15 protein-coding genes are annotated in these 24,965 nt (G+C 71.6%); 5 read left to right on the top strand and 10 right to left on the bottom strand.

The features are described 5' to 3' along the window. Positions 1–19: 19 nt before the first annotated feature. The 6 genes from ribH to ABIQ69_RS12120 form a co-directional block, all read right to left on the bottom strand. Entirely contained in the window at positions 20–490 is a 471-nt protein-coding gene (ribH, locus tag ABIQ69_RS12145; RefSeq protein WP_350347381.1) for a 6,7-dimethyl-8-ribityllumazine synthase, read from the bottom strand. Continuing rightward, a complete protein-coding gene (ribA, locus tag ABIQ69_RS12140; RefSeq protein WP_350347380.1) occupies positions 487–1,788 on the bottom strand; it encodes a GTP cyclohydrolase II in 1,302 nt (433 codons plus the stop codon). Before ribA ends, ribH begins: the two co-directional genes overlap by 4 nt. Next, positions 1,785–2,465 (bottom strand): riboflavin synthase, encoded by a 681-nt coding sequence (locus ABIQ69_RS12135; RefSeq protein WP_350347379.1) that lies wholly within the window; start codon positions 2,463–2,465, stop codon positions 1,785–1,787. The genes ribA and ABIQ69_RS12135 overlap by 4 nt, the downstream gene beginning before the upstream one ends. Before the next feature lies 1 nt (position 2,466). Further along, the gene (gene ribD, locus ABIQ69_RS12130; RefSeq protein WP_350347378.1) at positions 2,467–3,537 is read right to left on the bottom strand and encodes a bifunctional diaminohydroxyphosphoribosylaminopyrimidine deaminase/5-amino-6-(5-phosphoribosylamino)uracil reductase RibD; all 1,071 of its coding nucleotides are present in this window, start codon (positions 3,535–3,537) and stop codon (positions 2,467–2,469) included. Positions 3,538–3,825: 288 nt separating this feature from the next. Next, complete coding sequence (locus tag ABIQ69_RS12125; RefSeq protein ID WP_350347377.1) at positions 3,826–4,968, bottom strand: hypothetical protein; 1,143 nt, start codon at positions 4,966–4,968, stop codon at positions 3,826–3,828. Between the two features lie 139 nt (positions 4,969–5,107). Then, positions 5,108–6,097, bottom strand: a complete 990-nt coding sequence (locus ABIQ69_RS12120; protein ID WP_350347376.1) for a sugar-binding domain-containing protein — start codon at positions 6,095–6,097, stop codon at positions 5,108–5,110. A 128-nt stretch (positions 6,098–6,225) separates the two neighbouring features. Between ABIQ69_RS12120 and ABIQ69_RS12115 the strand changes: the two genes are divergently transcribed. From ABIQ69_RS12115 to glpK, 3 genes are all read left to right on the top strand, one after another. Then, on the top strand, positions 6,226–7,995 hold the full coding sequence (locus ABIQ69_RS12115; protein ID WP_350347375.1) for a glycerol-3-phosphate dehydrogenase/oxidase: 1,770 nt from the start codon (positions 6,226–6,228) through the stop codon (positions 7,993–7,995). 195 nt (positions 7,996–8,190) lie between these two features. Then, positions 8,191–8,949, top strand: a complete 759-nt coding sequence (locus ABIQ69_RS12110; protein ID WP_350347374.1) for an MIP/aquaporin family protein — start codon at positions 8,191–8,193, stop codon at positions 8,947–8,949. 115 nt (positions 8,950–9,064) lie between these two features. Then, the gene (gene glpK, locus ABIQ69_RS12105; RefSeq protein ID WP_350347373.1) at positions 9,065–10,579 is read left to right on the top strand and encodes a glycerol kinase GlpK; all 1,515 of its coding nucleotides are present in this window, start codon (positions 9,065–9,067) and stop codon (positions 10,577–10,579) included. A 66-nt stretch (positions 10,580–10,645) separates the two neighbouring features. Here the strand turns inward: glpK and ABIQ69_RS12100 are convergent, their stop codons facing one another. From ABIQ69_RS12100 to ABIQ69_RS12085, 4 genes are read right to left on the bottom strand one after another with little or no spacing between them, the layout of a single operon-like run. Then, complete coding sequence (locus ABIQ69_RS12100) at positions 10,646–11,416, bottom strand: HAD family hydrolase (protein WP_350347372.1); 771 nt, start codon at positions 11,414–11,416, stop codon at positions 10,646–10,648. Between the two features lies 1 nt (position 11,417). Further along, positions 11,418–12,428 (bottom strand): tryptophan--tRNA ligase, encoded by a 1,011-nt coding sequence (gene trpS, locus ABIQ69_RS12095; RefSeq protein ID WP_350347371.1) that lies wholly within the window; start codon positions 12,426–12,428, stop codon positions 11,418–11,420. A gap of 18 nt (positions 12,429–12,446) precedes the next feature. After that, the gene (locus ABIQ69_RS12090; protein ID WP_350347370.1) at positions 12,447–13,283 is read right to left on the bottom strand and encodes an exodeoxyribonuclease III; all 837 of its coding nucleotides are present in this window, start codon (positions 13,281–13,283) and stop codon (positions 12,447–12,449) included. Positions 13,284–13,293: 10 nt separating this feature from the next. Next, positions 13,294–14,574, bottom strand: a complete 1,281-nt coding sequence (locus tag ABIQ69_RS12085; RefSeq protein WP_350347369.1) for a YihY/virulence factor BrkB family protein — start codon at positions 14,572–14,574, stop codon at positions 13,294–13,296. A 197-nt stretch (positions 14,575–14,771) separates the two neighbouring features. Between ABIQ69_RS12085 and ABIQ69_RS12080 the strand changes: the two genes are divergently transcribed. Both ABIQ69_RS12080 and ABIQ69_RS12075 read left to right on the top strand, forming a co-directional pair. Next, positions 14,772–17,276: a hypothetical protein gene (locus tag ABIQ69_RS12080; RefSeq protein ID WP_350347368.1), complete on the top strand. Its 2,505-nt coding sequence runs from the start codon at positions 14,772–14,774 to the stop codon at positions 17,274–17,276. 320 nt (positions 17,277–17,596) lie between these two features. Continuing rightward, positions 17,597–24,742, top strand: coding sequence for a DUF5979 domain-containing protein (locus ABIQ69_RS12075; protein WP_350347367.1), 7,146 nt, complete (start codon positions 17,597–17,599; stop codon positions 24,740–24,742). Positions 24,743–24,965 lie beyond the last annotated feature (223 nt).

The raw sequence follows: 24,965 nt of genomic DNA, 5'->3' as shown, positions 1-24,965 counted from the left end.
GTCGAATCGGCGCGCGGGCTCAGCCGCGCAGGGTCCGGAGCACGCGTGCCGTCGCGATCGCGGCTTCCGCGGCCTCGCGCCCCTTGTCCTCCTTCGAGCCGGGCAGTCCGGCGCGATCGAGGCCCTGCTGCTCGTCGTCGAGGGTGAGCACGCCGAAGCCGACGGGCTTTCCCGTGTCGAGCGCCACCCGGGTGAGCCCGTCGGTCGCCGCCGACGAGACGTACTCGAAGTGCGGTGTGCCGCCGCGGATGATCACGCCCAGCGCGACGACGGCATCGGCTCCCGCCTCGAGCGCCGCCTTCGCGACCACCGGCAGTTCGAAACTGCCTGGCACGCGCACCAGCGAGAACGAAGCACCGGATGCCTCGAGGGTCCGGGTCGCTCCGGCGATGAGGCCGTCGGTGATCTCGTCGTGCCAGCTGCCGGCGACGATCACGACGTCGAGGCCGGTGCCGTCGATGTCGAGGGTGGGGGAGCCTGCTCCGCTCATGAGGCGTGTCCTTCCAAGAGGGTCTCGGCCGAGGCATCCGCCAGCTGGCCGTCGTCGATGGCGTGGCCCATGCGCCGCGCCTTGGTCTCCAGGTAGCCCTGGTTGCCGGCGCCGACGCCGACGACGAGCGGCAGCCGCTCGGCGACGCGGATGCCGTGGGCTTCGAGCTGCCTGACCTTCTCGGGGTTGTTCGTGAGCAGGCGCACCCGCTCCACACCGAGATCGTCGAGGATGGCGCTCGCGGCCGAGTAGTCGCGCGAGTCGATCGGCAGGCCGAGCGCGACGTTCGCGTCGAGCGTGTCGAGGCCGTCCTCCTGCAGGCGGTACGCGCGCAGTTTGTTGATGAGCCCGATGCCGCGTCCCTCGTGTCCGCGGAGGTAGACCACGACGCCGCCGGACTCGCGGATCGCTTCGAGCGCCGCGTCGAGCTGCGGGCCGCACTCGCACTTCAGCGATCCGAACGCCTCGCCCGTGAGGCACTCCGAGTGCACCCGGACGATCGCGCCGGCGGGGTCGCCGGCCGGGTCGCCCGCGATGATCGCCACGTGGTCGGCACCCGTCCGGCGATCCCGGTAGGCGCGCACCCGGAACGTGCCGTGGACTGTCGGCAGGTTCGTCTCGACCTCGAAGCCGACGGTGCTGCCTTCGGCGATGGGCGCCGCAGGCCCCGCCTCGAGGTCCTGCCCGGCATGCCATTCGCGCAGCCAGTCGATGAGCGCCGCGACCGTCGTCACCGGCAGCCCCTCGCGCTCACCGAGCTCGATGAGGCCCGGCAGTCGCAGCATCTCGCCGTCGTCGCCCACGAGCTCGGCGATCACGCCGACGGGGGCGAGCCCCGCGAGGCGCATGAGGTCGACGGCGGCCTCGGTGTGGCCGGCGCGTTCGCGGACCCCGCCGTCGACCGCGCGGAGCGGGAGGATGTGGCCCGGGCGGATGAGCCGGTCGGGCGTCGCATCCGGGTCGGCGAGCACGCGGAGCGTGTGTGCGCGGTCGGACGCCGAGATGCCCGTCGACACGCGGTCGGCCGCGTCGACCGACACGGTGTACGCCGTGCCGCGGACGTCTTCGTTGCGTTCGACCATCGCGGGCAGCTCGAGCCGGTCGGCCAGGGCGCCGGGCATGGGCGCGCAGAGGAATCCGCTGGTGTGGCGCACCATCCACGCGATCCACTCCTGGGTCGCGAACTCGGCCGCCATGATGGCGTCGCCCTCGTTCTCGCGGGCCTCGTCGTCGGCGACGATGACGGGCTTGCCGGCGCGCAGCGCCTCGAGCACCTCGGGGATCGTGGCGAGACTCATGCGGCACCTCCGGTCGCGACCGACTCGGGATCGAGCGAGGAGGCCGTCTCCACGCGCTGCGCCTCCGCGGGGACGACGCCGAGGCGGAGCATCCGTTCGACGTGCCGCGCGATGATGTCGGTCTCGATGTTCACGGCGTCGCCGACTTGGCGCTCGCCGAGCGTCGTGGCCGCGAGCGTCTCGGGGATGAGCGACACCTCGAACCACGACCCGTCGGGCTCGTCGCCGATGGCGCTGACCGTGAGCGACACGCCGTCGACGGCGATGGAGCCCTTGTCGACGACGAGCGGCGCGTGCGCCCGGTCGAGCGAGAAGCGGATGACCCGCCACGCCTCGCCCGGCCGGATCTCGAGCACGCGGGCGGTGCCGTCGATGTGTCCCTGCACGATGTGCCCGCCGAGCCGGTCGCCGACCTCCGCGGCGCGTTCGAGGTTCACCGCGAGCCCTTCGCGGGCCTCGTCGAGCGTCGACATCGCGAGCGTCTGGGCCATCACGTCGGCCGTGAAGCCGGTCTCGTCGAAGTCGACGACGGTGAGGCACACGCCCGAGACCGCGATGGAGTCGCCGTGCCGCACGCCCTGGACGGCGAGCGGGCCGCGCACGGTGAGGCGCGCGGCGTCGGCCGTGCGCTCGACCCGCTCGATGCGGCCGAGTTCCTCGATGATGCCGGTGAACATGTCAGTTCCCTTCGGTGGTGGAGGTCCGGGCGCGGCTGGCGCCGCCCTGGACCGGGGTGGCGACGACGAGGAGGTCGTCGCCGAGCCGCTCGACGGCGGCGAAGTCGAATCGGAGGGCGTCGGCGATCGTGCCGATGCCGAGGTCGCCGACGGCCAGGCGCGGGCCGCCGAGGAGGGCGGGGGCGAGGTAGACGAGCAGTTCGTCGACGAGGCCGGCGGCGAGGAACGCGCTCGCGAGCGTCGGGCCGCCCTCGAGGAAGAGCGACCGGATGCCGCGCCCGGCGAGCTGCCCGAGGTCGCTCGCGAGATCTGCGCCGTCGAGCAGGATCGGCGGGTGCGGATGCCTCGTCACGGCCGCCTCCGCCGGCACCGGGCGCCGGCCGAAGACGACGGGCACCGGCTGGGCCTCGAGCAGGGCGCCGTCGGCGGTGCGCGCCGTCAGCGACGGGTCGTCGGCGAGGAGCGTGCCCGTGCCGACGCCGATGGCGTCGGCCTGCGACCGGCGCCGGTGCACGTCGGCGCGCGCTGCGGGACCCGTGATCCACTGCGAGGTGCCGTCCGCGGCGGCGGTGCGCCCGTCGAGGGTGGCCGCCCACTTGACCGTGACGAACGGCCGCCCGTGCCTGGCCGTGAACAGCCAGTCGGCGAGGAAAGCCTCGACCTCGTCCGCGAGCACGCCCGACTCGACCTCGACGCCCGCCGAGGCGAGCCGCGCCGCACCGCCCGAGGAGCGTCGGCCGGGATCGGCGACGGCGTACACGACGCGCCCGACCCCGGCGGCGATGAGCGCCTCGGAGCAGGGCCCGGTGCGGCCCGTGTGGTTGCACGGCTCGAGCGTGACCACGGCGGTCGCGCCGCGCGCCGAGCCTGCCGGCAGCTTCGAGAGGGCGTCGACCTCGGCGTGCGGGGTCCCGGCGCCGCGGTGCCAGCCCTCGGCGAGCACGCGGCCGTCCGGGGCGAGCAGCACGCAGCCCACGCGCGGGTTCACCCCCGTCGCCGGGCCGAGCGCCGCGAGCTCGAGGGCCCGCCGCATGGCGCGCGCCTCGGCGGTGCCGACCTCGTTCGCCGTCATCCCAGTCCTGCCTTCAGGCTCCGGGGGATGCGTCCGGCATGCCGGACGTCGGCGACGCACGGCGCCGCCGACACGTGCCGCCTCCCATCCGGACTTTCACCGTCGGTACCGGAATCCCACCGGTTCAACCGGGCGCGCGCGGCCGGTCGGCCACGCGCGCCCGGCTCGCGGACTGTCACCGCCGGTTCGGACTTGCACCGACCCCGGAGCACGCTTGTCGTGTCGATTCTAGGTCAACGCCGCAGCGGCCGGCCTATTCCCGCACGCACGGGCGGAGGCGTTCCGCGGTCAGCGGCATCCCTTCGACGCCTCGATCTGCTCGTCGCTAGGCCGCCCGTACGCCTCGATGCCGGCGCCCGGCAGGTCGTAGCCCATGCCGATGGCCCACGCGGTGGCCCACACCTCGTGCTCGCCGCCGAAGACGGGGGAGGAGAAGATCGCCGCGCACACCGGGCGGAGCGCCTGCGTGTGGCCGACCTCGTGCACGACCACCGCCCGCGCGTTCTCATCGGGCCACGAGTCGGAGATCGACTCGCTGAGGGTGACGTGGCTCCACCCGCCGCCATCGGGCCAGAGCTCCGCGGTGCCCGCGAGCCAGCCGTCGCTCGGCTTGCCGGCGACCTCGTACGCCCAGGAGAAATCGAGCGGGACGCCAGCGGCGATCGAGCGGGCGAACGCCTCGATCTCTGCACGGACCGGGTACTCGCGGGTGAGCTTCCGCGCCTCTTCCGCCGCGTGGGAGGCCTGTAGCTCGGCGACGGCCTCGGCGAGCGCACGGTAGGCGTCGGCGCCGGGCGGGACGCCGGTGTCGTCGATGTCGTCGATCAGGCGCTCGACGGCGAGCCGGCTGCGATGCGATGCCGACGTCGCGGCGGACAGCTGCGCCTCCGCGGCCGTCGCGGCCTGGTCGAACACAGCCCGGATGTCGTCGTCGACGGCTCGCCGCGCATCGAGGACCTGGTCGGCGGCGACCTCGAGGCGGACGGCCGTCTCCACGCGCGCCGGCACGAGCTCGTGCAGGCGGACCAGGTCGGCGTACCGGACCCATGCGGGCAGTGCGACGTCGGGCTCGGACAGACGGATCTCGCCCGACGCGGGGCGCGCGGGCGGGGCGGAGATCCGCTCGCCGAGCAGCTCGAGGTCGGCGTCGAGCGCGGCGAGCGCCTCGGCGCCAGCGAGCTCGGCAGAGAGCACCTCGCGCAGCGTCACCGCACGCACGCCGAGGGATTCGGCCTGATCGACCTGGCTCGCGAGGTCGACGCCGGCCCGGTCGTACCGCGCGTCGGTCGCCGCCCAGATCGCCGATGCACGTTCGTGCAGCACGGCGGAACCGAGCTGATGGCCGGCGATGCCGCCGCCGACGAGGAGCAGCCCGGCGAGGACGGGGACCCACACCCGGGACGCCCGGTCGGCGGTCGTCGTCGGGGCCATGGCATCCTCTCGTCGCGTCGCCCGCGGTGGCGACGTGGTCACGCTAACCGCCCGCGACGGCGTGTGTCGTCACGATTGCGCAACGGGCTCCCGCAACGAGCCCCGCAACGGGCTCACGCGATGGGCTCGCTCCGGGCGCTCACTCGACGAGGCCGCGCGCGGTGCCTTCGTCGACGATCAGGTCGGTGATGAGGTCGGCGGCGAGGGCGCCGCGCAGGCTCGGCAGCTTCGCGCGCCCCGAGACCACGCAGATGCGGCGCGGGGCGCGGCGCAGCACGTGGAACTCCGGCCCGGTGGCGCGGGCGTTCAGGGCGATGCCGTCGGTCGAGCCGTCGGCACGGTAGAACACCGTCGCCACGTCGCCGACCGCGCCATCGCGGCTGAGCCCCTCGTAGTCGGCCCGCTCCAGGTAGCCGCCCTGGTACACGTGGCTCGGCACCTCGGCGAAGGGCGAGCCGACGCCGAAGAGCGCCACGTCGAGCCGGCCCTGCAGATCGAGCAGTCGCCTCGTGCTGCGCTCGCGCCAGAACGCGCGCTTGGTCGCGGGGTCGTCGAAGAACGCCGGCACCGGGAACTGCTGCACGTGCGCGCCGAACGCGTCGCCGAAGCGGCGCAGCAGCTCGCTCGCGTAGACGATGCCGGTGGTGCGGAGGTTTCCGGCGCCGTTCAGCTGCACGATCTCGGTGTTGTGCGTCGGCTTCGGCACGAGGTGGCGGCTGACCGCGCCCATGGTCGAGCCCCATGCGATGCCGATGGTCTGGTTCGAGTCGACGAACCGGCCGAGAATGCGTGCAGCCGACAGGGCCACGCGCTCGAGGCGATCGACGTCGGTCGCATGGTCGGGAACGGGGACGACGTGGGCGCCGACGCCGTACGCCTCGAGGATCTCCTGCTCGAGGCGGCTCGGCAGGTCGAGCGGCGAGTGGATGGAGATCTCCACGAGCCCGCTCGCGCGGGCGTGGCTCAAGAGGCGTGAGACGGAGGACCGCGACGTGTGCAGCTCGTGCGCGATCGCGTCCATCGTGAGGTCCTGCATGTAGTACAGGTGCGCGGCGCGGAGCGCCTCCCGCGTCTTCGGCGGCAGCTGCTCGCGGGCGCGATCTCGCTCGGCCGTCCGGTTGGTGTCCATGTCTGCGTCCCCTTGCACGTTTGTGCACGCGGCTTGAAAGAGTGTTCGCACGCGTTCACGATGTATTCATCCACACCCGGGACGCTCGGCGCAACCGCCGCGCCCGTCACTGCTCCGAAAGGACCGCGATGCCCACCTCCACGTCGACGTCGACGAACGGCGCCCCCGGCGCCGCCGGCGCTGCTCGCCCCGAGATCGAGGCGCTCCGCGCCCGGCCCGAGGCATCCGTCGTCATCATCGGCGGCGGCATCAACGGCATCGCGACCTTCCGCGACCTCGCCCTGCAGGGCGTCGACGTCGTGCTCGTCGAACGCGACGACTTCGTCTCCGGCGCCTCCTCGGCCTCCTCGCACATGATCCACGGCGGGATCCGCTACCTCGAGAACGGCGAGTTCCGGCTCGTGCAGGAGTCGGTCACCGAGCGCAACGCGCTCATCAAGATCGCCCCCCACTATGTCAAGCCGCTGCAGACGACGGTGCCGATCTTCTCCACGTTCTCCGGCATCCTCGCAGCGCCGCTTCGCTTCCTCACCCACCGGCAGGGCAAGCCGACCGAACGCGGCGCAGCGCTCATCAAGACCGGGCTCACGATCTACGACTCGTTCTCGCGCGACGGCGGCAGTGTGCCCCGGCACCGGTTCCACGGACGGAAGCGCTCGCTCGCGGAGCTGCCCCGTCTGAACCCCGACGTGAAGTACACGGCCACCTACTACGACGCCAGCATGCACGACCCCGAGCGGCTCGCCCTCGACGTGCTGCACGACGGCCTGGCCGCCGGCCCGCACGCCCGCGCCGCGAACCACCTCGCCGCGGTCGCGCTCGGCGCCGACGGGGTGCGCGTGCGCGACGGGCTGACGGGTGAGGAGTTCGACCTCGCCGCCGACGTCGTCGTGAACGCCTCCGGCCCCTGGACCGACCTCACGAACGAGGCGCTCGGCCGGCCGACGAGCTACATGGGCGGCACCAAGGGGTCGCACATCGTGCTCGACCACCCCGAACTGCTGGCCGCCACCGGCGGGCGCGAGATCTTCTTCGAGCACGAAGACGGCCGCATCGTGCTCATCTACCCGCTGAAGGGCCGGGTCATGGTCGGCACGACCGACCTCGAGCACGACCTGCGCGAACCCGCGATCTGCACGGAAGAGGAGGTCGACTACTTCTTCGACCTCGTGAAGCACGTCTTTCCGTCGATCGAGGTCGACCGGACGCAGATCGTTTACCGGTTCTCGGGCGTGCGGCCGCTGCCGCGCCACGACGACACGCAGCCCGGGTTCGTCTCCCGCGACTACCGGATCGAGCGCGCTCCCATCGCCGAGCGTCCCGGTGCGACGCTGCTGAGCCTCGTCGGCGGCAAGTGGACGACGTTCCGGGCGCTCGCCGAGCACCTCTCCGACGAAGTGCTCGGCCTCCTCGGCCGCGAGCGCGTGCGTTCCACCGCGGGGCTTCCGATCGGCGGCGGCGCGGGCTACCCCACGACCGATGATGCGCGCCGTGTCTGGGTCGTCGCACACGGCGACGAGGTCGGCCGCGACCGCGCCGAGCAGCTGCTCGAGCGGTACGGCACGCGCGCCGAGGCGATCCTCGCCGACCTCGAGGGCGAGCCCGACCAGGTGCTCGCGCACCACCCGGGCTACACGCGCGGCGAGATCGCCTGGCTCGTCCGTCACGAGCGGGTCGCCCACCTGGGCGACCTGGTCCAGCGGCGCACGAGCCTCGCCTTCACCGGCGCCGTGACCGCCGGCCTCCTCGACGAGCTCGCGGGCATCGCCGGCGACGTGCTCGGCTGGGACGCCGCGCGCCGGGCGGACGAGGTGGCGGACCTCCGGCGTGTCCTCGCCGAGCGGCACGGCGTGCTGCTGGATGCCCCGGCCCGGAGCGTCGCAGCCCTGACGGCCTGACCCGCCCCCCGGGGTCGGCCGCAGCCGCGCGCCCGGTTCGAATCTGGACGGATGTGCACCCGGATCGGGCCATTCCGGGGGTGATCGGCGGATAGCTTTCATCGGGGCCCTCGCCGCCGGCCGTCGTGCCGGCGCCGGGCCCAGTGGAAATCCGACGGCGGCGCAGGGCCGCCCCACCCTCGAAAGAAGGTCAACGTGGACAATCTCGGCATCGACGTGCTCTCAGAGCTCGTCGGGACGGCCATGCTCGTGCTGCTCGGCTGCGGCGTCGTGGCCAACGTGGCGCTCGTGCGCACCAAGGGCTTCAACGGCGGGTTCCTGATGGTGAACTTCGGCTGGGGCCTCGCGGTCTTCGCCGGTGTCGTCGTCTCGTACGCCTCGGGCGCGCACCTGAACCCGGCGGTCACCGTCGGCCTCGTCGCGAACGGCGCGACCGAGTTCGGACAGGGCGTCCCGGTGAACGTGGTGTCGGTGCTCGCCTACATCGGCGCGCAGCTCGCGGGCGCCTTCATCGGCGCGGTGCTCTGCTGGCTGGCGTACAAGCAGCACTTCGACGCCGAGCCCGAGCCGGCCAACAAGCTCGGCGTGTTCTCGACCGGCCCGGCGATCCGCTCGTACGGGTGGAACCTCGTCACCGAGATCATCGGCACGTTCGTGCTCGTCTTCGTCGTCATCGGCTTCGGCCGGAACGGTGACGCGGGCGGCCTCGCCGCGCTCGGCGCGCTGCCCGTCGCGCTCCTCGTCGTCGGCATCGGCGCCTCGCTCGGCGGCCCCACGGGCTATGCCATCAACCCCGCGCGCGACCTCGGCCCGCGCATCGCGCACGCCATCCTCCCGATCGCGGGCAAGGGCGGCTCCGACTGGTCCTACTCCTGGGTCCCCGTCGTCGGGCCCCTCGTCGGCGGCGTCCTCGCCGGGCTCGCCGCGATCCCGCTGCTGCCCGTCCTCGGCTGAGCCGCGGTCCGAGCCGCGGCACGCGGCGCGACCGGCTCCTGCGAGCACCGGCCGAGCCGCGGCATCCCACCCCGCTTCACCCCTTCCGAACCGATACCGACAATGGAGTTCTCCGATGGCTGACTACGTCCTCGCGATCGACCAGGGCACGACCTCGTCGCGCGCGATCATCTTCGACAAGCAGGGGTCGATCGTCTCGACCGGCCAGCTCGAACACGAGCAGATCTTCCCCAAGGCCGGCTGGGTCGAGCACGACCCGACCGAGATCTGGGCCAACACCCGCGAGGTGATCGGCCAGGCGCTCGGCAAGGCCAACCTGACCCGCCACGACATCGCCGCCGTCGGCATCACCAACCAGCGCGAGACCGCGGTGGTCTGGAACAAGCGCACCGGGCAGCCGGTGTACAACGCGATCGTCTGGCAGGACACCCGCACGCAGCCGATCGTCGACCGCCTCGCGGCCGACGGCGGGGTCGAACGGTTCAAGGCGAAGGTCGGCCTCCCGCTCGCCACCTACTTCTCGGGCACGAAGATCGTCTGGATCCTCGAGAACGTCGAGGGCGCGCGCGAGCAGGCGGAGGCCGGCGACCTGCTCTTCGGCACCACGGACACGTGGGTGCTGTGGAACCTCACGGGAGGTGTCGAGGGCGGCGTGCACGCGACGGATGTCACGAACGCGAGCCGCACCATGTTCATGGACCTCGAGACCCTGCAGTGGGACGACGAGATCCTCGCGGCGTTCGGCGTGCCCCGCTCGATGCTGCCCGAGATCAAGTCGTCCTCCGAGGTCTACGGCGTCGCGAGCGAGCACTCGCTGCTCCGCGAGACGCCCATCGCGGGCATCCTCGGCGACCAGCAGGCCGCGACGTTCGGGCAGGCCGCGTTCGCGACCGGCGAGGCGAAGAACACGTACGGCACCGGCAACTTCCTCATCTTCAACACGGGTGAGGAGATCGTGCACTCCAAGAACGGGCTGCTCACGACGGTCGGCTACAAGCTCGGCGACCAGCCCGTGCACTACGCGCTCGAGGGCTCGATCGCGGTCACGGGCTCGCTCATCCAGTGGCTGCGCGACAACCTCGGCCTGATCTCCTCAGCGGCCGAGGTCGAGCAGCTCGCGAACTCGGTCGAGGACAACGGCGGCGCGTACTTCGTGCCGGCGTTCTCGGGCCTGTTCGCGCCGTACTGGCGGCCCGACGCGCGCGGCGCCCTCGTCGGCCTCACGCGCTACGTGAACAAGGGGCACATCGCGCGGGCGGCGCTCGAGGCGATCGCGTTCCAGACCCGCGACGTCATCGAGGCCGTGAACGCCGACGCGGGCGTCGACCTCACGGAGCTCCGAGTCGACGGCGGCGCCACCGCGAACGACACGCTGCTGCAGTTCCAGGCCGACATCCTGGGGGTCCCGGTCGTCCGGCCGGTGGTCGCCGAGACCACCGCGCTCGGTGCGGCCTACGCGGCGGGCCTCGCCGTGGGCTTCTGGTCGACGCTCGACGAGCTGCGGGCCAACTGGCAGGAGGACCGCCGCTGGACCCCGTCGATGGACGAGGCCGAGCGCGAGCGCCTCGACCGCAACTGGAAGAAGGCCGTCACGAAGACCCTCGACTGGGTCGACGAGGACGTGCGCTGACGCGCTGCGACCACTGAACGACGCGGGCCGGGCACCTCCAGGTGGCCGGCCCGCGTCGTCCGTTCGTCACCAGCGGTCGGCCAGCAGCGCGGGCAGTTCGGCGAGTCGCGTGATCTCCACCACGCCGGATGCCTCGGCGTCGGCGGCCTCGTCGGCCGTCGGGGTGACGCCGCGGCGGTTCAGCCAGACGCCGAGCAGCCCGGCATGCGCCGCGCCGATCGCGTCGGTGCGGAGCCGGTCGCCGACGTACGCGGCCGCGCCGACCGGGGCGTCGGCGGCGAAGCGTTCGATCGCGTGACGGAAGATCGCGGCGTCGGGCTTCGTGACGCCGACCGCGCCGGAGGCGACCACATGGGAGAACCGCCCGGGGAGTTCGAGCCGCACGAGCTTCGCCGTCTGGAACTCGAGTTCGCCGTTCGTGATGATGCCGAAGCGCACGCCCGGGAGCTCGCGCTCGAGCGCGTCGAGGGTGGGCAGCGCATCGTCGTGAAGCGACCACGATTCGCGATAGCGCTCGAAGTACGTCGCGAACCAGGCTCCGGCCGCGTCGTCGTCGAGGTCGACGCCGTGCGCCGCCGCGAAGTCGCGCGCGCGAGCCCTCCGCTGGCCCTCGAAGCTCAGCTCGCCCGCGAGGTAGGCGTGGTAGTGCCGTTCCTCGAGCTCGTACCAGAGGCGCTGCATGGCCGCGGCGTCGGGGTCGGGGATGTACCCGAGCTCGCCGGCGTGAAGGAGTATGCCCGACTCGACCGCCTCTCGATGCGCCATGAGCGTGTCGTCGAGGTCGAACAGGACGACGGGTGACGGCTCGCGCACCCGCGAGCCGGTGCGGCTGACCACGTCAGCGCCGGCGGACGAAGCCGACGCGGTCGTACACGTCGGCGAGCTTGCGCTCGGCCCGCTCCGCCGCCTTGTCGGCGCCGAGTGCGAGGAGCCGGTCGAGCTCGGCCGGGTCCTCCATGAGCTCGAGGGTGCGGGCCCGGATCGGAGCGATGCGATCGACGACCACCTCGGCGAGGTCCTTTTTCAGGTCGCCGTAGCCGCGCCCCGCGTACTCGGCCTCGAGCTCGGGGATCGAGCGGCCCGTGACGGTCGCGTAGATGTCGAGCAGGTTCGAGATGCCGGGCTTCGCGGCGACGTCGTACCGGATCTCGCGCTCGGCATCGGTGACCGCGCTCTTGATCTTCTTCGCCGTGACCGCGGGCTCGTCGAGGAGCCGGACGAGGCCCGCCTCGCTCGAGGCCGACTTCGACATCTTGATGGCGGGGTCCTGCAGGTCGTAGATGCGCGCCGACTCCTCGGGAATGTACGCCTCCGGCCGCACGAAGGTGTCGCCGAACCGCGAATTGAACCGGCCGGCGAGGTCTCGGGTGAGCTCGAGGTGCTGGCGCTGGTCATCGCCGACGGGCACGAGGGTCGTGTCGTAGAGCAGGATGTCGGCCGCCATCAGGACCGGGTAGGTGAAGAGGCCGACCGTGGTGGCATCCGCGCCGTGACGTGCGGACTTGTCTTTGAACTGGGTCATCCGGCTGGCCTCGCCGAACCCGGTGATGGTGCTGAGCACCCAGGCCAACTCGGCGTGCGCCGGCACGTGCGACTGCACGAAGAGCGTCGACCGCTCGGGGTCGATGCCCGCCGCGAGGTACTGGGCGGCGGTGAACCGGGTCTGCTGGCGGAGCTCGGCGGGGTCCTGCGCGACCGTGATCGCGTGCAGGTCGACGACGCAGTAGATGGCGTCGGAGCGGTCTTGCAGCGCCACCCAGTTGACGAGCGCGCCGAGGTAGTTGCCGAGGTGCAGCGAGCCGCTGGACGGCTGCATGCCGGAGAAGACGATGGGATGTGCGGTGGTCATGCGGAGGATTCCTCTGGGTCAGATGGCGTAGTCGACGACGACGGGAGCGTGGTCGGACCATCGCTCGTCGTAGGCGGCCGCGCGATCGACGGTGTAGGAGACCACGGTGTCGGCGAGGGCCTTGGTGGCGAGCTGGTAGTCGATGCGCCAGCCCGTGTCGTTGTCGAACGCCTTCCCGCGCCACGACCACCAGGTGTACGGGCCGTCGACCTCGCCGGCGGCCCGGCGGCCGACGTCGACGAAGCCGAGGCCGGCCCCGTCGTTGTAGCCGGGCTCGCCCTCTGCCCCGACGAACCGGTCGAAGTAGGCGCGCTCCTCGGGGAGGAAGCCGGCGTTCTTGACGTTGCCCTTCCAGTTCTTGATGTCGAGGGTGCGATGGCCCACGTTGAGGTCGCCCATGACGACGGCGAACTCGCTGTGCTCGGCCAGCTGCGGCAGCCGCGCCTCCATCGCGTCGAGGAAGCGGTACTTCTCGACCTGCTTGGGGGTGTCGACGGAGCCGGTGTGCACGTAGGCGCTCACGATGGTGACGATGCGGTCGCCGACCTCGTAGTCGGCCTCGAGCCACCGGCCAGCGGTGTCGAAGTCGGTCGCGCCGAACTCGACGCGGTGGATGTGCGCCTTCTGCCGGCTCGCGATGGCGACGCCGGCACGGCCCTTCGCGCTCGCCGGGTCGTGCAGCACGTCCCACTCGTCGCCGAGCAGCGCCGTGAGGTCGTCGGTGGAGGCGCGCACCTCCTGCAGCGCGAGGATGTCGACGTCGCGTGCGGCGAGCCAGTCGCCCATGCCGCGACGGTACGCCGCTCGCACTCCGTTCACGTTGGCAGTGGCGACGCGGAGGGGCTTGGCAGGCATGGGATCGATCCTATTCGAGCCAGCCGACATCCCTCTTCGGCACCGGGGGCGGGGGAGACGCCTCGAGTTCGGCGAGCTCGGCCTCCGCTCGGCCGAGGCTGCGCTTCGCGGTGAATCGCCCGATCCAGCTGGCGCGTGTGAGCTCGTCCTGCGACATGCGCACGCGCACCCGCGCCGCCGTGACGAGCGCCTCGTACTCCCGCTGGCGCCGTTCCGCCTCGAGCTGCTCGGGCGTGACGAGCCGGAGCGATTCGTTCGCGTCGCTCGCCTCGACGGCGATCCAGCTCGCGGCGACGAGGATGACGATGCTCGTGATGCGGAACCAGAGGAGGAGGCCGACGAACACCGCGAACGTCGCGAGGAGCGGATTGTCGGTGGTGAAGGCGAGCACGACGGAGCTGAACAGCTGCAGCACGCTGACCCCCGCCGACCCGAGCAGCGAGCCGACCCACATCCGCCGCCACGGCATGGCCGCGCCGGAGAGAAAGCGGAAGAGCGCCGCGAGCGCGAGCGTGTCGATCGCGAAGACCACGAGCAGGGCGCCGAACTGCACGAAATAGGTCGACCAGTTCGAGCCGAAGTCCCAGCCGAGCACGCCGAGGATCCAGTCGATGAAGTTCGTCGTGACGATCGACATCGCGGTGGCCGCGAGCAGCACGAGGCCGAACACGAGGGCGGCGACGAGGTCCCGCGCCTTGAGCAACACGTAGGACCGCGTGTCCTTCGGCAGCCCGAACATGCTGCGCACACCGATGCGCGCGTAGGTGACGAACCCGATCGCGGTCCAGATGAAGCCCGCGAGCGCGATGGCGCCGGTCCAGCCGAAGAGGCTGGTGTTCTCCTGCGTGATCTGGATGAGCGCCTGGGTGGTGATCACGCCGTTGTCGCCGATGAGGCCTGGGGCGTAGGTGTTGACGAGCGTCGCGAAGGCCTCCATGGCCTCCTCATCGCCCACGAGCCAGATGCCCGCGATGGCGAAGAGGACGTAGACGCCGGCGAAGACCGCGAACAGCGACTGATAGCTCATGCCCGAGGACATGATGAAGCCGTTCTGCAGGAGGAAGTGGCGCCAGACGCGCACCGGGAAGATGCGCATCGTGCGCCTCGTGATCCGGCTCACCTGCTGGATCTGCGGGTCGAACCGCTCGCGCAGCGGCTGGCCGGCCTCTTCGAGCCGGCGCCTGGCGGCCTCGAGGTCTTCCTTCACCTCTGCGCCGGCCCGAGCCGCTGTGGCGCGCGCGCGGCGAGGCGCTGCGGCATCCCCCCGGCCGTCGTTCGCGCGATCGCCCACACGCTCACGATAGCGAGGGGGTGGCGAGGCGAGGGGATGCCGCACCCGGCCGCCGTCCCCGTCGGGCTCGAACACCCCCATTCACGGGTCAAAAGATGAGGAATACTTCTTTTCTTGCGATCGCGGCGGGACACTGGAAGCGCTGACACCCGACTCTTACCCGAGCCGGCTCCAACCCGAAACCCACAGGAGCTGACATGTCACAGCGCAGCATGGCGCGCCGCGCGCGCCGAAACTCCCTCTCCACCCGATCCGCCGTGCGCGGGGGCATCGCCGCCCTCACCACGGCGGGCCTGATCCTCCTCGGCCTGCCGACGATGGCCGCCGCCGAGGAGGGGATCGCCGATCCTGCGGCGACCGTCGCGGCCTCGCCGCCCGCGGAGCCGGCACCGCCGCCCGAGGAGGCCCCCGCCGAGGCGCTGCCCGCCGAGCCGGCAGCCGAGGAAGCACCGCCTGCACCCGAGCCGCCGGAGGAGGCTCCCGCGGCCGAACCGGAAGCGCCACCCGTCGAGCACGTCCCGGCCGACGCCGGAACGGATGCGGCGGCCGCCGAGGCCGAGGCATCCGTCGCGCCGCCCGCCGCCGACGCGGCGCAAGCTGCCCCGCTCGCAGGGCCCCCCTCGACGGTGCCCGAGTGGAACGATCACGTGGACATCTGCCACGCGACCGCGAGCGACGCGAACCCGTACGTGGCGATCAGCCCGAGTGTGCGGTCGATCATCGATCCGAACGGCGACCCGAGCGACCCGTACTCGGGCGGCCACGCACACGCCCTGCACCAGGATCTGCGCGACGTGATCCCGGCGTTCGACTACCTCGACGCCGAGGGGGTGCAGAAGCACTTCCCGGGGCTGAACCTCGCGCTGCTCCCTATCCTCGGTGAGGACTGCGAGGCGCCAGCGCCGACGCTCCAGCTCGGTTTCGTGCCGTGCATCGCGCCGAACGGCGAACTGCCGGCCCTCGACGTCACGCTCGCCGGCCTCCTGCTCGCCTTCCAGTACGAGGTGCGGGTCTACGCCGGAGACACGATGACGCTCGTCGGCTCGCACACCTTCACCGCGACGGGCACCGGGTTCCAGTGGCAGTTCGACCTGCCGGCCCCCGGCGCGTACCTCGTCGTGCTGCACCGCGTGGGCGACGACCCGGAGAACGACCGCACCGGGACGATCGTGATCCTGCCGTGCCCCACGCCGCACTGGCTGCTCGACAAGTCCTCGGACCCGGCCGACGGGGCCGAGGTGTCGCCCGGTGAGCTCATCACGTACACCCTCCACGCCGTGAACGACTCCGACACCGTCGTCACCGGCGCCCAGGCGTACGACGATCTCGCCGACGTGCTCGACGACGCCACGCTCGTCGAGCTCGGGCCGGGCCTCACCGGTCCGGCCGGCACGGTGCTCACCTGGAACGTCCCCGAGCTCGATCCGGGCGAGGAGGCGACGACCTGGTACACCGTCAGGGTCGACGCCGACGCGGGCGGCACGCTGCTGCACAACGAGGTCGAGCCCTCGCCCGGCGGGGAATGCCCGACCGAGCCCGCGGCGCTCGTCGACGAGGATCCGTGCGTCGTCGACCACCCGGTGATGCTCGTCGACGTCGGCCTGGAGAAGACCGCCACGACCGCCGACGGCGGCCCGGTCGACTCGGGCGAAGGCGACGTGATCACCTACAGCCTGACCATCACGAACGTGGGCGACGACCCCGCCTACCGCGCGCTCGTCACCGACACGCTGCCCGAGGGCGTCGAGTACGTCGAGGGGTCCGCGGTCATCTCGCCGGATCCGGATGCGTGGGGTGAGGTGACGGTCGCCGACGGCGTGCTCACCGTGCAGCACGAGGGCTGGCTCGACCCGGGCGACGTCGTGACGATCACCTTCGACGTCACCGTGGGCGACCTGGCGCAACCGGCGCCCGACCAACCCATCCCGCCGCTCGTGAACGCCGCGTGCGTCGCCGTCGAGGCCTACCCGCCCGACGACGCGCCCGCGCTCGCCGCGGTCGCGGACGACGAGCCCGTCGGGCTCGACACCAACCCCGCGAACGACTGCGACGAGGCCGAGACCCCGGTGAAGTCCGTGGGCCTCGTCGGGATGGCCCAGTGCGTGAACGACACGCCCTGGTTCACCTTCTCGATCACCCCGTTCGAGGTGGGCGACCCCGCGGCGAACCCGATCGTGCTGATCTGGTGGACGCCGGAGGCTTTCGCGGCGCGTGATCCGTCGATCCCGGCGAGCGATGTCGCGGCGATCCTCGCCGACGGCGCATCGCAGGTCGATCCGATCGCCTACCCGGCCGGGTGGACGAGCGGCATGACGATCTCGGGCCAGCGGCTCTGGCCGGGCGCGGCGGTGAACGAGGCGGGCGACCCGATCGCCTGGCCGGGCTGGACCCAGCTGGCCGACGGCACCTGGGTGCTCGACCCGTCGGCCCCGTTCTACGACCTCCGAGACGAGGCCGTAGTGGAGATCCGGGTGAACCCGTCGAACGACGCGGTGGCGGTGTACCCGCCGCCGACGCCGAACTGCAACGCGGCGCCCGACCAGCCGGTCCGGCCGGTGACGCCGGCGGCGGCCTCGCCATCGCGCGGCGGCCTCGCGGCGACCGGTGTCGACGGTACGGCGGTGCTCGCCTCGGCGGCGCTGCTGCTCCTGCTCGGGGCGGCGGGGCTCCGCGCCGGTCGCCGCTTCCGGGAGGCCCGATGACCGGGGAGGCAGGCGCCGTGAACGCGGCGTGAACAGCGGGCGGATGCCGCGGCAGGGGGCCGCGGCATCCGTCATGCTGGCCCCCGTTTTGGTGCCAACCTGAGACTATCTCGCGATAGGGGCACGGTGGGAGGATGACCGCGAGCCCGTCTTACCCGCGGACTCTGGGCCCACTACCCGGGGCCTGAACCCAGCCGAGGACGGCGGCGGTCGTCCTCGTAACCCGAAGGCTGATGATGAACGCCAAGCGGCTGCATACCCGAACGACCCCTCGAGCCGAGACGAGGGCCGACCTCCGGCGCCGGCGGAGGCACGAGCGCATGCGGTGGCTGAGCGGCCTCACCATCGGCGCCCTGCTCGCCTCGGCGGGGGCGGTGGCCTTCGCGATCGCCCCGGTCGGGCCGGCACCGGCCGCGTCGGCGGCCACCGTGGGGCCCATCTCGACCTCCTTCGAGATCGACGGGAACAAGACGGTCGGCAGCGGGGTCGACTGGGACACCATCCTCGACGGCACCCCGACGACCAGTCCCTACGTGACGGCGTCGGGGCATCAGTCGTCGGGGATCGTCGACGCGTCCTTCGCCTACGACGCCGGCGCGAGCGCGGCGAACTGCACGGGCGGGACGGACAACACGGTCTTCGCCGGCGGCGACAAGATCGACGACAACCCGTGGACCCCCGAGGCGAGCCCCGAGCCGAACGCCAAGGGCGACGGGTGTACCACCGCGAGCGCCTACGAGATCGTCGACGTGGGCGGCACGCCGCACATCATCCTCTACCAGTACTGGACCCGGCTGCAGGGCCTCGGCGATATGACCACCTATCAGGTGCTCGCAGGCCCCAACCCGGGCAGTTTCGACGACGACTACCTCATCGAGTTCAACTACCAGTCGAGCGGGGCGCAGACGCTGCTCCGCGTCCTCGACTGGGACGGCAACAGCTGGGAGCCGCTCGGCGGGAGCATCCCGTACCAGGCGGCGGTCGGCACGAACACCGACACCCCCGCCACCGGCAACGACGCGACGTTCGGTGAACTCGCGATCGATCTCACCGCCGCCGGCGTGCTCGGCAGCGGCACCTGCAAGACGTTCACCGCCGACGGCTTCATCACCCGGACCGGCAACAGCCAGCAGGCCTCCACCGAGGACATCGTCCGCGACCCGACGCCGCTCACCATCAGCAACTGCGGCGGCCTCGTCGTGAAGAAGGTCGGCACGGACGGCGGACCGGCGGCGAGCTTCTCCTACTCGGTCGCCCGGTCGGGCGGCGGCGTCGTGCACGACACGACCCTCGTCGGCCCCGCCGGCCAGCAGAACGCCAGCGGCGACGCGGTGGCCGGGACGAACGGCCTCGGCGCCGCGATCGGGCTCGGCGAGACGCACACCTGGGCGAACGTGTTCGCCGGCTCCGACTACGTGCTGACGGAGGCGGCGCCGCCCGCCCCGTGGCAGCACCAGTCGACCGTCTGCACGGTGACGAACCCCGCGACGAACCAGCTCGAGACCTACACCGCGCCGCAGGCGTTCACGCTCTACGTCGGCGCCACGACGACCTGCACGATCACGAACGTCACCTCCGGCGTGAAGGTCACCAAGGTCGCCGAGGGCGACCCGACGACGTTCGACTTCGCGGTCACCGGGCAGCCCGGCACCGTGCCGGTGGCGGGCGGCTCGAGCTCGCAGGTGTTCTGGTACACGCCGGGATCGGTCGTGAACCTCGTCGAGCAGCCGGAGCCCGGCAGCCCGCAGTGGCGGCTGCAGTCGATCTCGTGCGCTCCGCAGGGCGGCGCCTATCAGACGGATGTCCCCACCGCGACGGCGAGCGTGCAGACCGTCGCCGGCCAGGTGATCGACTGCACGTTCACGAACCGGCAGGACGGAGCCATCCGGATCATCAAGAACGTGGCCGGAGGCAACGGCACGTTCGAGTTCACGACCACGATCCCGGGCGGTCCGTTCTCCATCACGACGACCGGTGACGCCAAGACCGGCATGAAGGAGTACACGAGCCTCCCCGCCGGGAACTACAGCGTGACCGAGACGACGCCGGCGCCCGCCTACGACCTGACCGCGCTCACCTGCGTCGAGGACGTGACGGGCGACTCCGTCGGCACCCTCGCCACCGGGACGGCGTCGATCTCGCTCCAGCCTGGCGAACTCGTGACCTGCACCTACACGAACACGCAGCGCGGCAACATCATCGTCGAGAAGCAGACCAACCCCGACGGGGCCGACGACGAGTTCTCGTTCACCCTCACCGGACAGCCCGACTTCACCCTCTCCGACGGGGAGAACCGGGCGTTCAACCACGTCGTGCCCGGGGCGTACACCCTCGCCGAGCTCGCGCTCGCCGGCTGGGACGTCACGAGCATGACCTGCACGGGCGAGGCGGCTCCCACGACCGACTCGCCGATCGCGTTCACGCTCGACCCGGGTGAGACCGTCACCTGCACCGTCCTCAACACGGCCACGAAGGGCAGCGTCGAGGTCGAGAAGCACGTCGCGGGCGTCCCGGAGGGATACGACTGGTCGTTCCCGATCTCGATCAGCCCGGTGCCCGCCGGACAGCAGGGCACGATCCAGGCGACCGACGAGGACCCGACCGTCGGCTGGACCGATCTCGACGTCGGGGTGCAGTACACCCTCGCCGAGGGCGAGGTCCCCGGATGGGAGACGGGCACGATCACGTGCACCGGTCTCGTCGACGAGGACGCCGGCGCGGCGGGCTTCCAGTTCACGGTCACGCCCGGGCTGACGCTCGAGTGCGATCTGACGAACACCGCAGAGCCCGCGAGCGTCGACGTCACGAAGCACGTCAGCGGCGTCGCAGACGGCACGCCGTGGAGCTTCCTCATCAGCATCGCCCCCGACCCCGACGGGGCGGGCGGCCAGCCTGCGACGCAGGCCGCGACCGACGCCGACCCGACCGTCGGCTGGACCGGCCTCGCGATCGGCACGCAGTACACGCTCACCGAGCAGGTGCCCGCCGGCTGGGAGGGCGGCGCGATCAGCTGCACCGGCATCCAGGACGAATCGGATGCCCCCGGCCTGCAGTTCACCGCGACGCCTGGCGCAGCGCTCACCTGCGACGTCACGAACCGGGCCGTTCCGGCCTCGGCGAAGGTGACCAAGACGGCCGTGGGCGCCGGCGGCCAGTTCACGTTCGTGCTCGACCCGGTCGAGCCCGACGGCCCGGCCGTCGAACAGGTCATCGTGGCGCCGCCGGGCGGCGGCGTCGGCGAGACGACCTTCGCGAACCTCGTGCCCGGCACGGAGTACGCGATCTCCGAGGCCGACCCCGGCTCGGGCTGGGTCGCCGGCGAGCTGGTCTGCACCGTGCTGCACGCCGGAAGCCAGATCCCGGCCGCGATCGACGAGACCGGCTTCACGGTCGCCGCCGGAGACGTGATCTCGTGTGCGATCACGAACACGGCGAAGGGCACGATCGTCATCGTCAAGCACGTCGACGGCGCCGACGGCAGCTTCGGCTTCACCGGTACGTGGCCGTGGAACGGTCAGCCCGAGGTCGGAGCGTTCGACATCGAGACGACCGGCGGCACCGGCCAGGCCGTCTTCGCCGACGTCGTCGCAGGCGGCTACTCCGTCACGGAGGATCTGCTGACCTCCTACGTCGGAGAGCTCCAGCAGTGCACCGAGACCCGCAGCGGCGGCGACGCCGACGACGGGTCGGGCGTGGACCCGGGCGACCCGCTCACCGGGCTCATCGACCTCGACCCCGGGGAGACCGTGACCTGCGTGTACTCCAACACGGAGCTCGGCCAGATCATCGTCGACAAGAACATCGCGGGCGGGCCGGCCGCGCAGGTGTTCGACTTCGAGTTCTCCGACGGCGACACGGTCACGCCGTTCACCCTCACGGCCGACCAGGCGCCGTGGGCCTCGCCGCTGCTCGAACCGGGGGAGTACTCGGTCGAGGAGCTCCTCGAGGAGAACTGGGAGCTCGACAGCGTGAGCTGTGTCGGCAGCGAGGGGATCGAGGTGACCGACGGCCTCGCGACGATCGACCTCGCCGCGGGCGAGGTGGTCACCTGCACCTACCTCAACAGCCCGGAGCCCGGCGACGTGACGCTCCGCAAGATCGTCGAGGGCGTCCCGCAGGGATACCCGTTCGACTTCTCGATCACGATCGACCCGGTGCCGGCTGGCCAGCAGGCCACGCAGCACGTGACCCAGGCCGACGCCAGCGTCAGCTGGAACGACCTGGTCGTCGGCCAGACGTACACCCTCACCGAGGGTGATGCGCCGGGCTGGAACGAGGGCGCGATCGTCTGCGAGGGCCTGCAGGACGCCGATGCCGGCGCACCCGGCTTCCAGTTCACCGTGACGCCGGGTCTCTCGCTCAGCTGCACCGTGACCAACGAGGCCGTGCCGGGCGAGGTGACCGTGACCAAGCACGTCGAAGGCACCCCAGACGGGTTCGACTGGTCGTTCGAGCTGGTGATCTCGCCGGCCGACGGCGTGCTGCCCGGCGCCTCGCAGGAGGTCAGCGGCACCGGCGACGGCACCGACACCGTCACCTGGACGAACCTCGCGATCGGCACGGAGTACACGATCACCGAGGTGGCTCCGCCGGATGGCTGGAACGAGCCGTCGCTGCTCGACTGCGACGTCGCCGACAGCAACCCGCAGCTTCCGGGCGACCAGTTCGTGGCGACTCCCGGTCTCGACGTCTCGTGCGCGATCACGAACTCCGTCGTCCCGCCGGCCGGCGAGATCTCCAAGGAGCTCACCTCGATCAGCCAGAACGAGGCCGGCACGTGGGATCTCGTCTACGAGGTCGAGGTGACCAACCTCAGCCCGATCGCTCCGCTCGTGTACGACCTCGAGGACCGGCCGTTCTTCGGCATCGGCGTCGTGATCAACTCCTCGTCGGCGACGGGCCCGAGCGATGAGGCCGCCGACTGGGACGCCGTCGCGGGCGACTACGTGCTCGCCGACGACGCGTCGGTCGCGGCATCCTCGACGGCGACCTACGTGATCACGATCAACGCGACCGTGCCCGCCGAGGTCTACGAGACGTCGCAGCAGCTGTGCCAGCCCGGCGAGACCACGCCGGGCGGCTTCCGGAACACCGCCTGGCTGCAGGTGGGCGACGGTCAGCCGCAGCCGGCGACCGACTGCGACGAGCCGGGCCGCACGACGCTCGACAAGGAGCTCGTCGGCACCCCGACCCGCATCACCGACCCCGCCGACCCGAACGTCGGCGACTGGACGGTCGTCTACACGGTCGTCGTGGCGAACCCGAGCGACCAGGACCTCTTCTACGACCTGTCCGACACGCCGGGCTTCCCCGAGGGGGTGGTGATCGAGTCGGCCGTGGCGACCAACGACGCGGGCGTCGACACCACCGGCTGGAACGGTGAGAGCGCGACGGTGCTGGCCGACGGCGAGGAGATCCTCGCCGGGGCGACGCACACGTACACGATCACCGTGATCGCCGACGTGACCGACATCGTCGACATCGACGACGTGACCTGCACGGCGACGACGAGCGGCCGCGGCTTCTTCAACGAGGCCGAGATGGACAACGGCACGATCGTCACCACCGACAGCGACTGCGAGACGATCCCGGTCGGCCGCATCGCCCTCTCGAAGACGGTCGACAACTCGGCGTTCGACGGCGTCGATCTCGCCGACCTCGGCTTCGGCGACGACCTCGAGCTGCTGGGCGCCGGCGACTGGCGACTCCGTGCCGCGCTCCATGAGGGCGGCGACCCCGGCAACCCGCTGTTGCACTCCATCGCCCACGCGGGCGACGCCGGCCTCGTGTTCACGGTCCCGGTGGGCGGCTACCTCCTCTCGGAGCAGATCGCCGACGCCCAGGCGGCCCATCCGCTGCTGGCCTACTACCACGCGACGGGCTGGGTGTGCGATGACGAGATCGCGGATGACTCGGTCGGCACGGTCGTGCTCGGCTGGCTCACCACGTGCTCGCTCGAGAACGTGGCCGACCTCGTCGACGTCGGCATCGAGAAGGCCTACGACCTCGGCGACGACCCCGACGGCGCGGTGGAGAACGGCGACACGTTCGACTACGTGCTGACGGTGACGAACCACGGCACGGCGCCGGTGGCCGAGCTCGACGTGACCGACCTCATCGATCCCGAGCTGGTCGTGGCCGGCTCCGCCGTCTTCACGGACTCGGCGGGCGGGCCGCTGGCGAACTGGGAGGAGACGGGCACGGCCGGCGACAACGACTTCACCGCCCACGGCGTCGGACCGTTCGAGCCGGGCCACGTGGTGACCATCACCATCCCGGTCACGCTGCCGGCTCCGCCCCCCACCGAGACGCCCGACGCCGTCGGCCCCGACGACCCGGCGCCCGTGGTGCCCGAGATCGATCTCGAGGACATTCCGAACGAGGCATGCGTGGCCATCACCGAGGGGGAGGGCGTGCCCGCCGACCTCATTGAGGCCAACGACTGCGACGACGTGGAGGTGCCGAAGAAGGCGATCGACGCGGGAGTCTACGTCCGCTGCGTGAACGATGTGCCGTGGCTCTACTACGACATCGAGGTGTCGGACAACGTGGAGCCGGGCGAGATCACGGTGACGTGGACGTCGGCCGACGGCACGCTGACCAAGACCGAGACGATCCCGTGGGACGCCCGCACCGGTCGGTTGTTGTGGCCGGGGGCTGCGGTGGATGAGAACGGGGTTCCGTATCAGTTCCCGGGGTGGCGTCCGGTCACGGAGGCGGATCTGACGAATCCGCCGGTGCCTGGGACGCGGTTCCTGGATCTGATCCTGGATGAGAATGTCGCGACGTATCCGTGGCGTGACATGGAGAACCCGGCGACGATCACGTTCGAGGTGAACCCGTCGCAGTCGGTGCTGGCGGTGTACCCGCAGGCGTTGCCGACGTGTGCGATCGATCGGCCGCCGCTGCTGGAGATCGAGAAGACCTCGAGTGTGACCAGTGCGAAGCCTGGGTCGTCGTTCGAGTACACGTTGCAGGTGCGTTCGACGGGGATCGGTGCGGCGGAGCCGGTGACGTTGATCGATGAGATTCCGGCCGATCTGCGGGTGGATGCGATCACCACGGCTGGTGCTCCGGCGTTCCCGCGGTGGGAGGGCTGCGAGGTCACGGGCCGGGGTGCCGGCGGGTACGGCGGCACGTTGCGGTGTGAGCTGCTGGGGGTGCTGGGGCCGAACATCACCGAGGCGCCGCCGGTGACGTTGGACGTCACGCTCCGCCCGACGTCCAGGGCCACCAGCCTGACCAACACCGGCGAAGTCTGCTACGGCAACCCGGATGTCCCGGACGACGGTATCGTCTGCGCCGAGTCGAGTGTGCGGATCACCGTGCCGCAACCGCTCGCCGTGACGGGTGCCAACGCCGGAGGCCTCCTGGCGGCGGCCCTCGGGGTGCTCGGGCTCGGCGCCATCCTCGGAGCGCTCGCGATCAGCCGGCGGCGCCGCGAGCAGCAGGTGACGAAGGGCTGATCGGCTCCGCCTCGGGGCGGCGCTCGCGGAGGGGAACTTCTGCGGGCGTCGCTCCGATGCGAGGCCCGGGGGAGGGCCGGTTCCGCGAGTTCGTCCCCCGAAGTGCGGACGTAACGTGAGCATCACTCACCCCCAGTTCAGGGGTAAGGCCGAGAAAATCACTGATCAGAAAGGAAAACACTCCGGAGGCATCCCCCCGTATTGGTGACAGTGAGGATCTGTC

Origin of the sequence: Agromyces sp. G08B096 (genome assembly GCF_040267705.1) — a bacterium.
GTDB lineage: Bacteria > Actinomycetota > Actinomycetes > Actinomycetales > Microbacteriaceae > Agromyces.
Note: the sequence above shows the minus strand (reverse complement) of the source record. Positions and strands in the feature narration are given on the sequence as shown.

What these genes read in the sequence shown, in the direction of transcription:
- ribH (WP_350347381.1), bottom strand. Translation starts at nt 490, where the DNA reads ATGAGCGGAGCAGGCTCCCCCACCCTCGACATCGACGGCACCGGCCTC.
- ribA (WP_350347380.1), bottom strand. Translation starts at nt 1,788, where the DNA reads ATGAGTCTCGCCACGATCCCCGAGGTGCTCGAGGCGCTGCGCGCCGGC.
- ABIQ69_RS12135 (WP_350347379.1), bottom strand. Translation starts at nt 2,465, where the DNA reads ATGTTCACCGGCATCATCGAGGAACTCGGCCGCATCGAGCGGGTCGAG.
- ribD (WP_350347378.1), bottom strand. Translation starts at nt 3,537, where the DNA reads ATGACGGCGAACGAGGTCGGCACCGCCGAGGCGCGCGCCATGCGGCGG.
- ABIQ69_RS12125 (WP_350347377.1), bottom strand. Translation starts at nt 4,968, where the DNA reads ATGGCCCCGACGACGACCGCCGACCGGGCGTCCCGGGTGTGGGTCCCC.
- ABIQ69_RS12120 (WP_350347376.1), bottom strand. Translation starts at nt 6,097, where the DNA reads ATGGACACCAACCGGACGGCCGAGCGAGATCGCGCCCGCGAGCAGCTG.
- ABIQ69_RS12115 (WP_350347375.1), top strand. Translation starts at nt 6,226, where the DNA reads ATGCCCACCTCCACGTCGACGTCGACGAACGGCGCCCCCGGCGCCGCC.
- glpK (WP_350347373.1), top strand. Translation starts at nt 9,065, where the DNA reads ATGGCTGACTACGTCCTCGCGATCGACCAGGGCACGACCTCGTCGCGC.
- trpS (WP_350347371.1), bottom strand. Translation starts at nt 12,428, where the DNA reads ATGACCACCGCACATCCCATCGTCTTCTCCGGCATGCAGCCGTCCAGC.
- ABIQ69_RS12090 (WP_350347370.1), bottom strand. Translation starts at nt 13,283, where the DNA reads ATGCCTGCCAAGCCCCTCCGCGTCGCCACTGCCAACGTGAACGGAGTG.
- ABIQ69_RS12080 (WP_350347368.1), top strand. Translation starts at nt 14,772, where the DNA reads ATGTCACAGCGCAGCATGGCGCGCCGCGCGCGCCGAAACTCCCTCTCC.
- ABIQ69_RS12075 (WP_350347367.1), top strand. Translation starts at nt 17,597, where the DNA reads ATGCGGTGGCTGAGCGGCCTCACCATCGGCGCCCTGCTCGCCTCGGCG.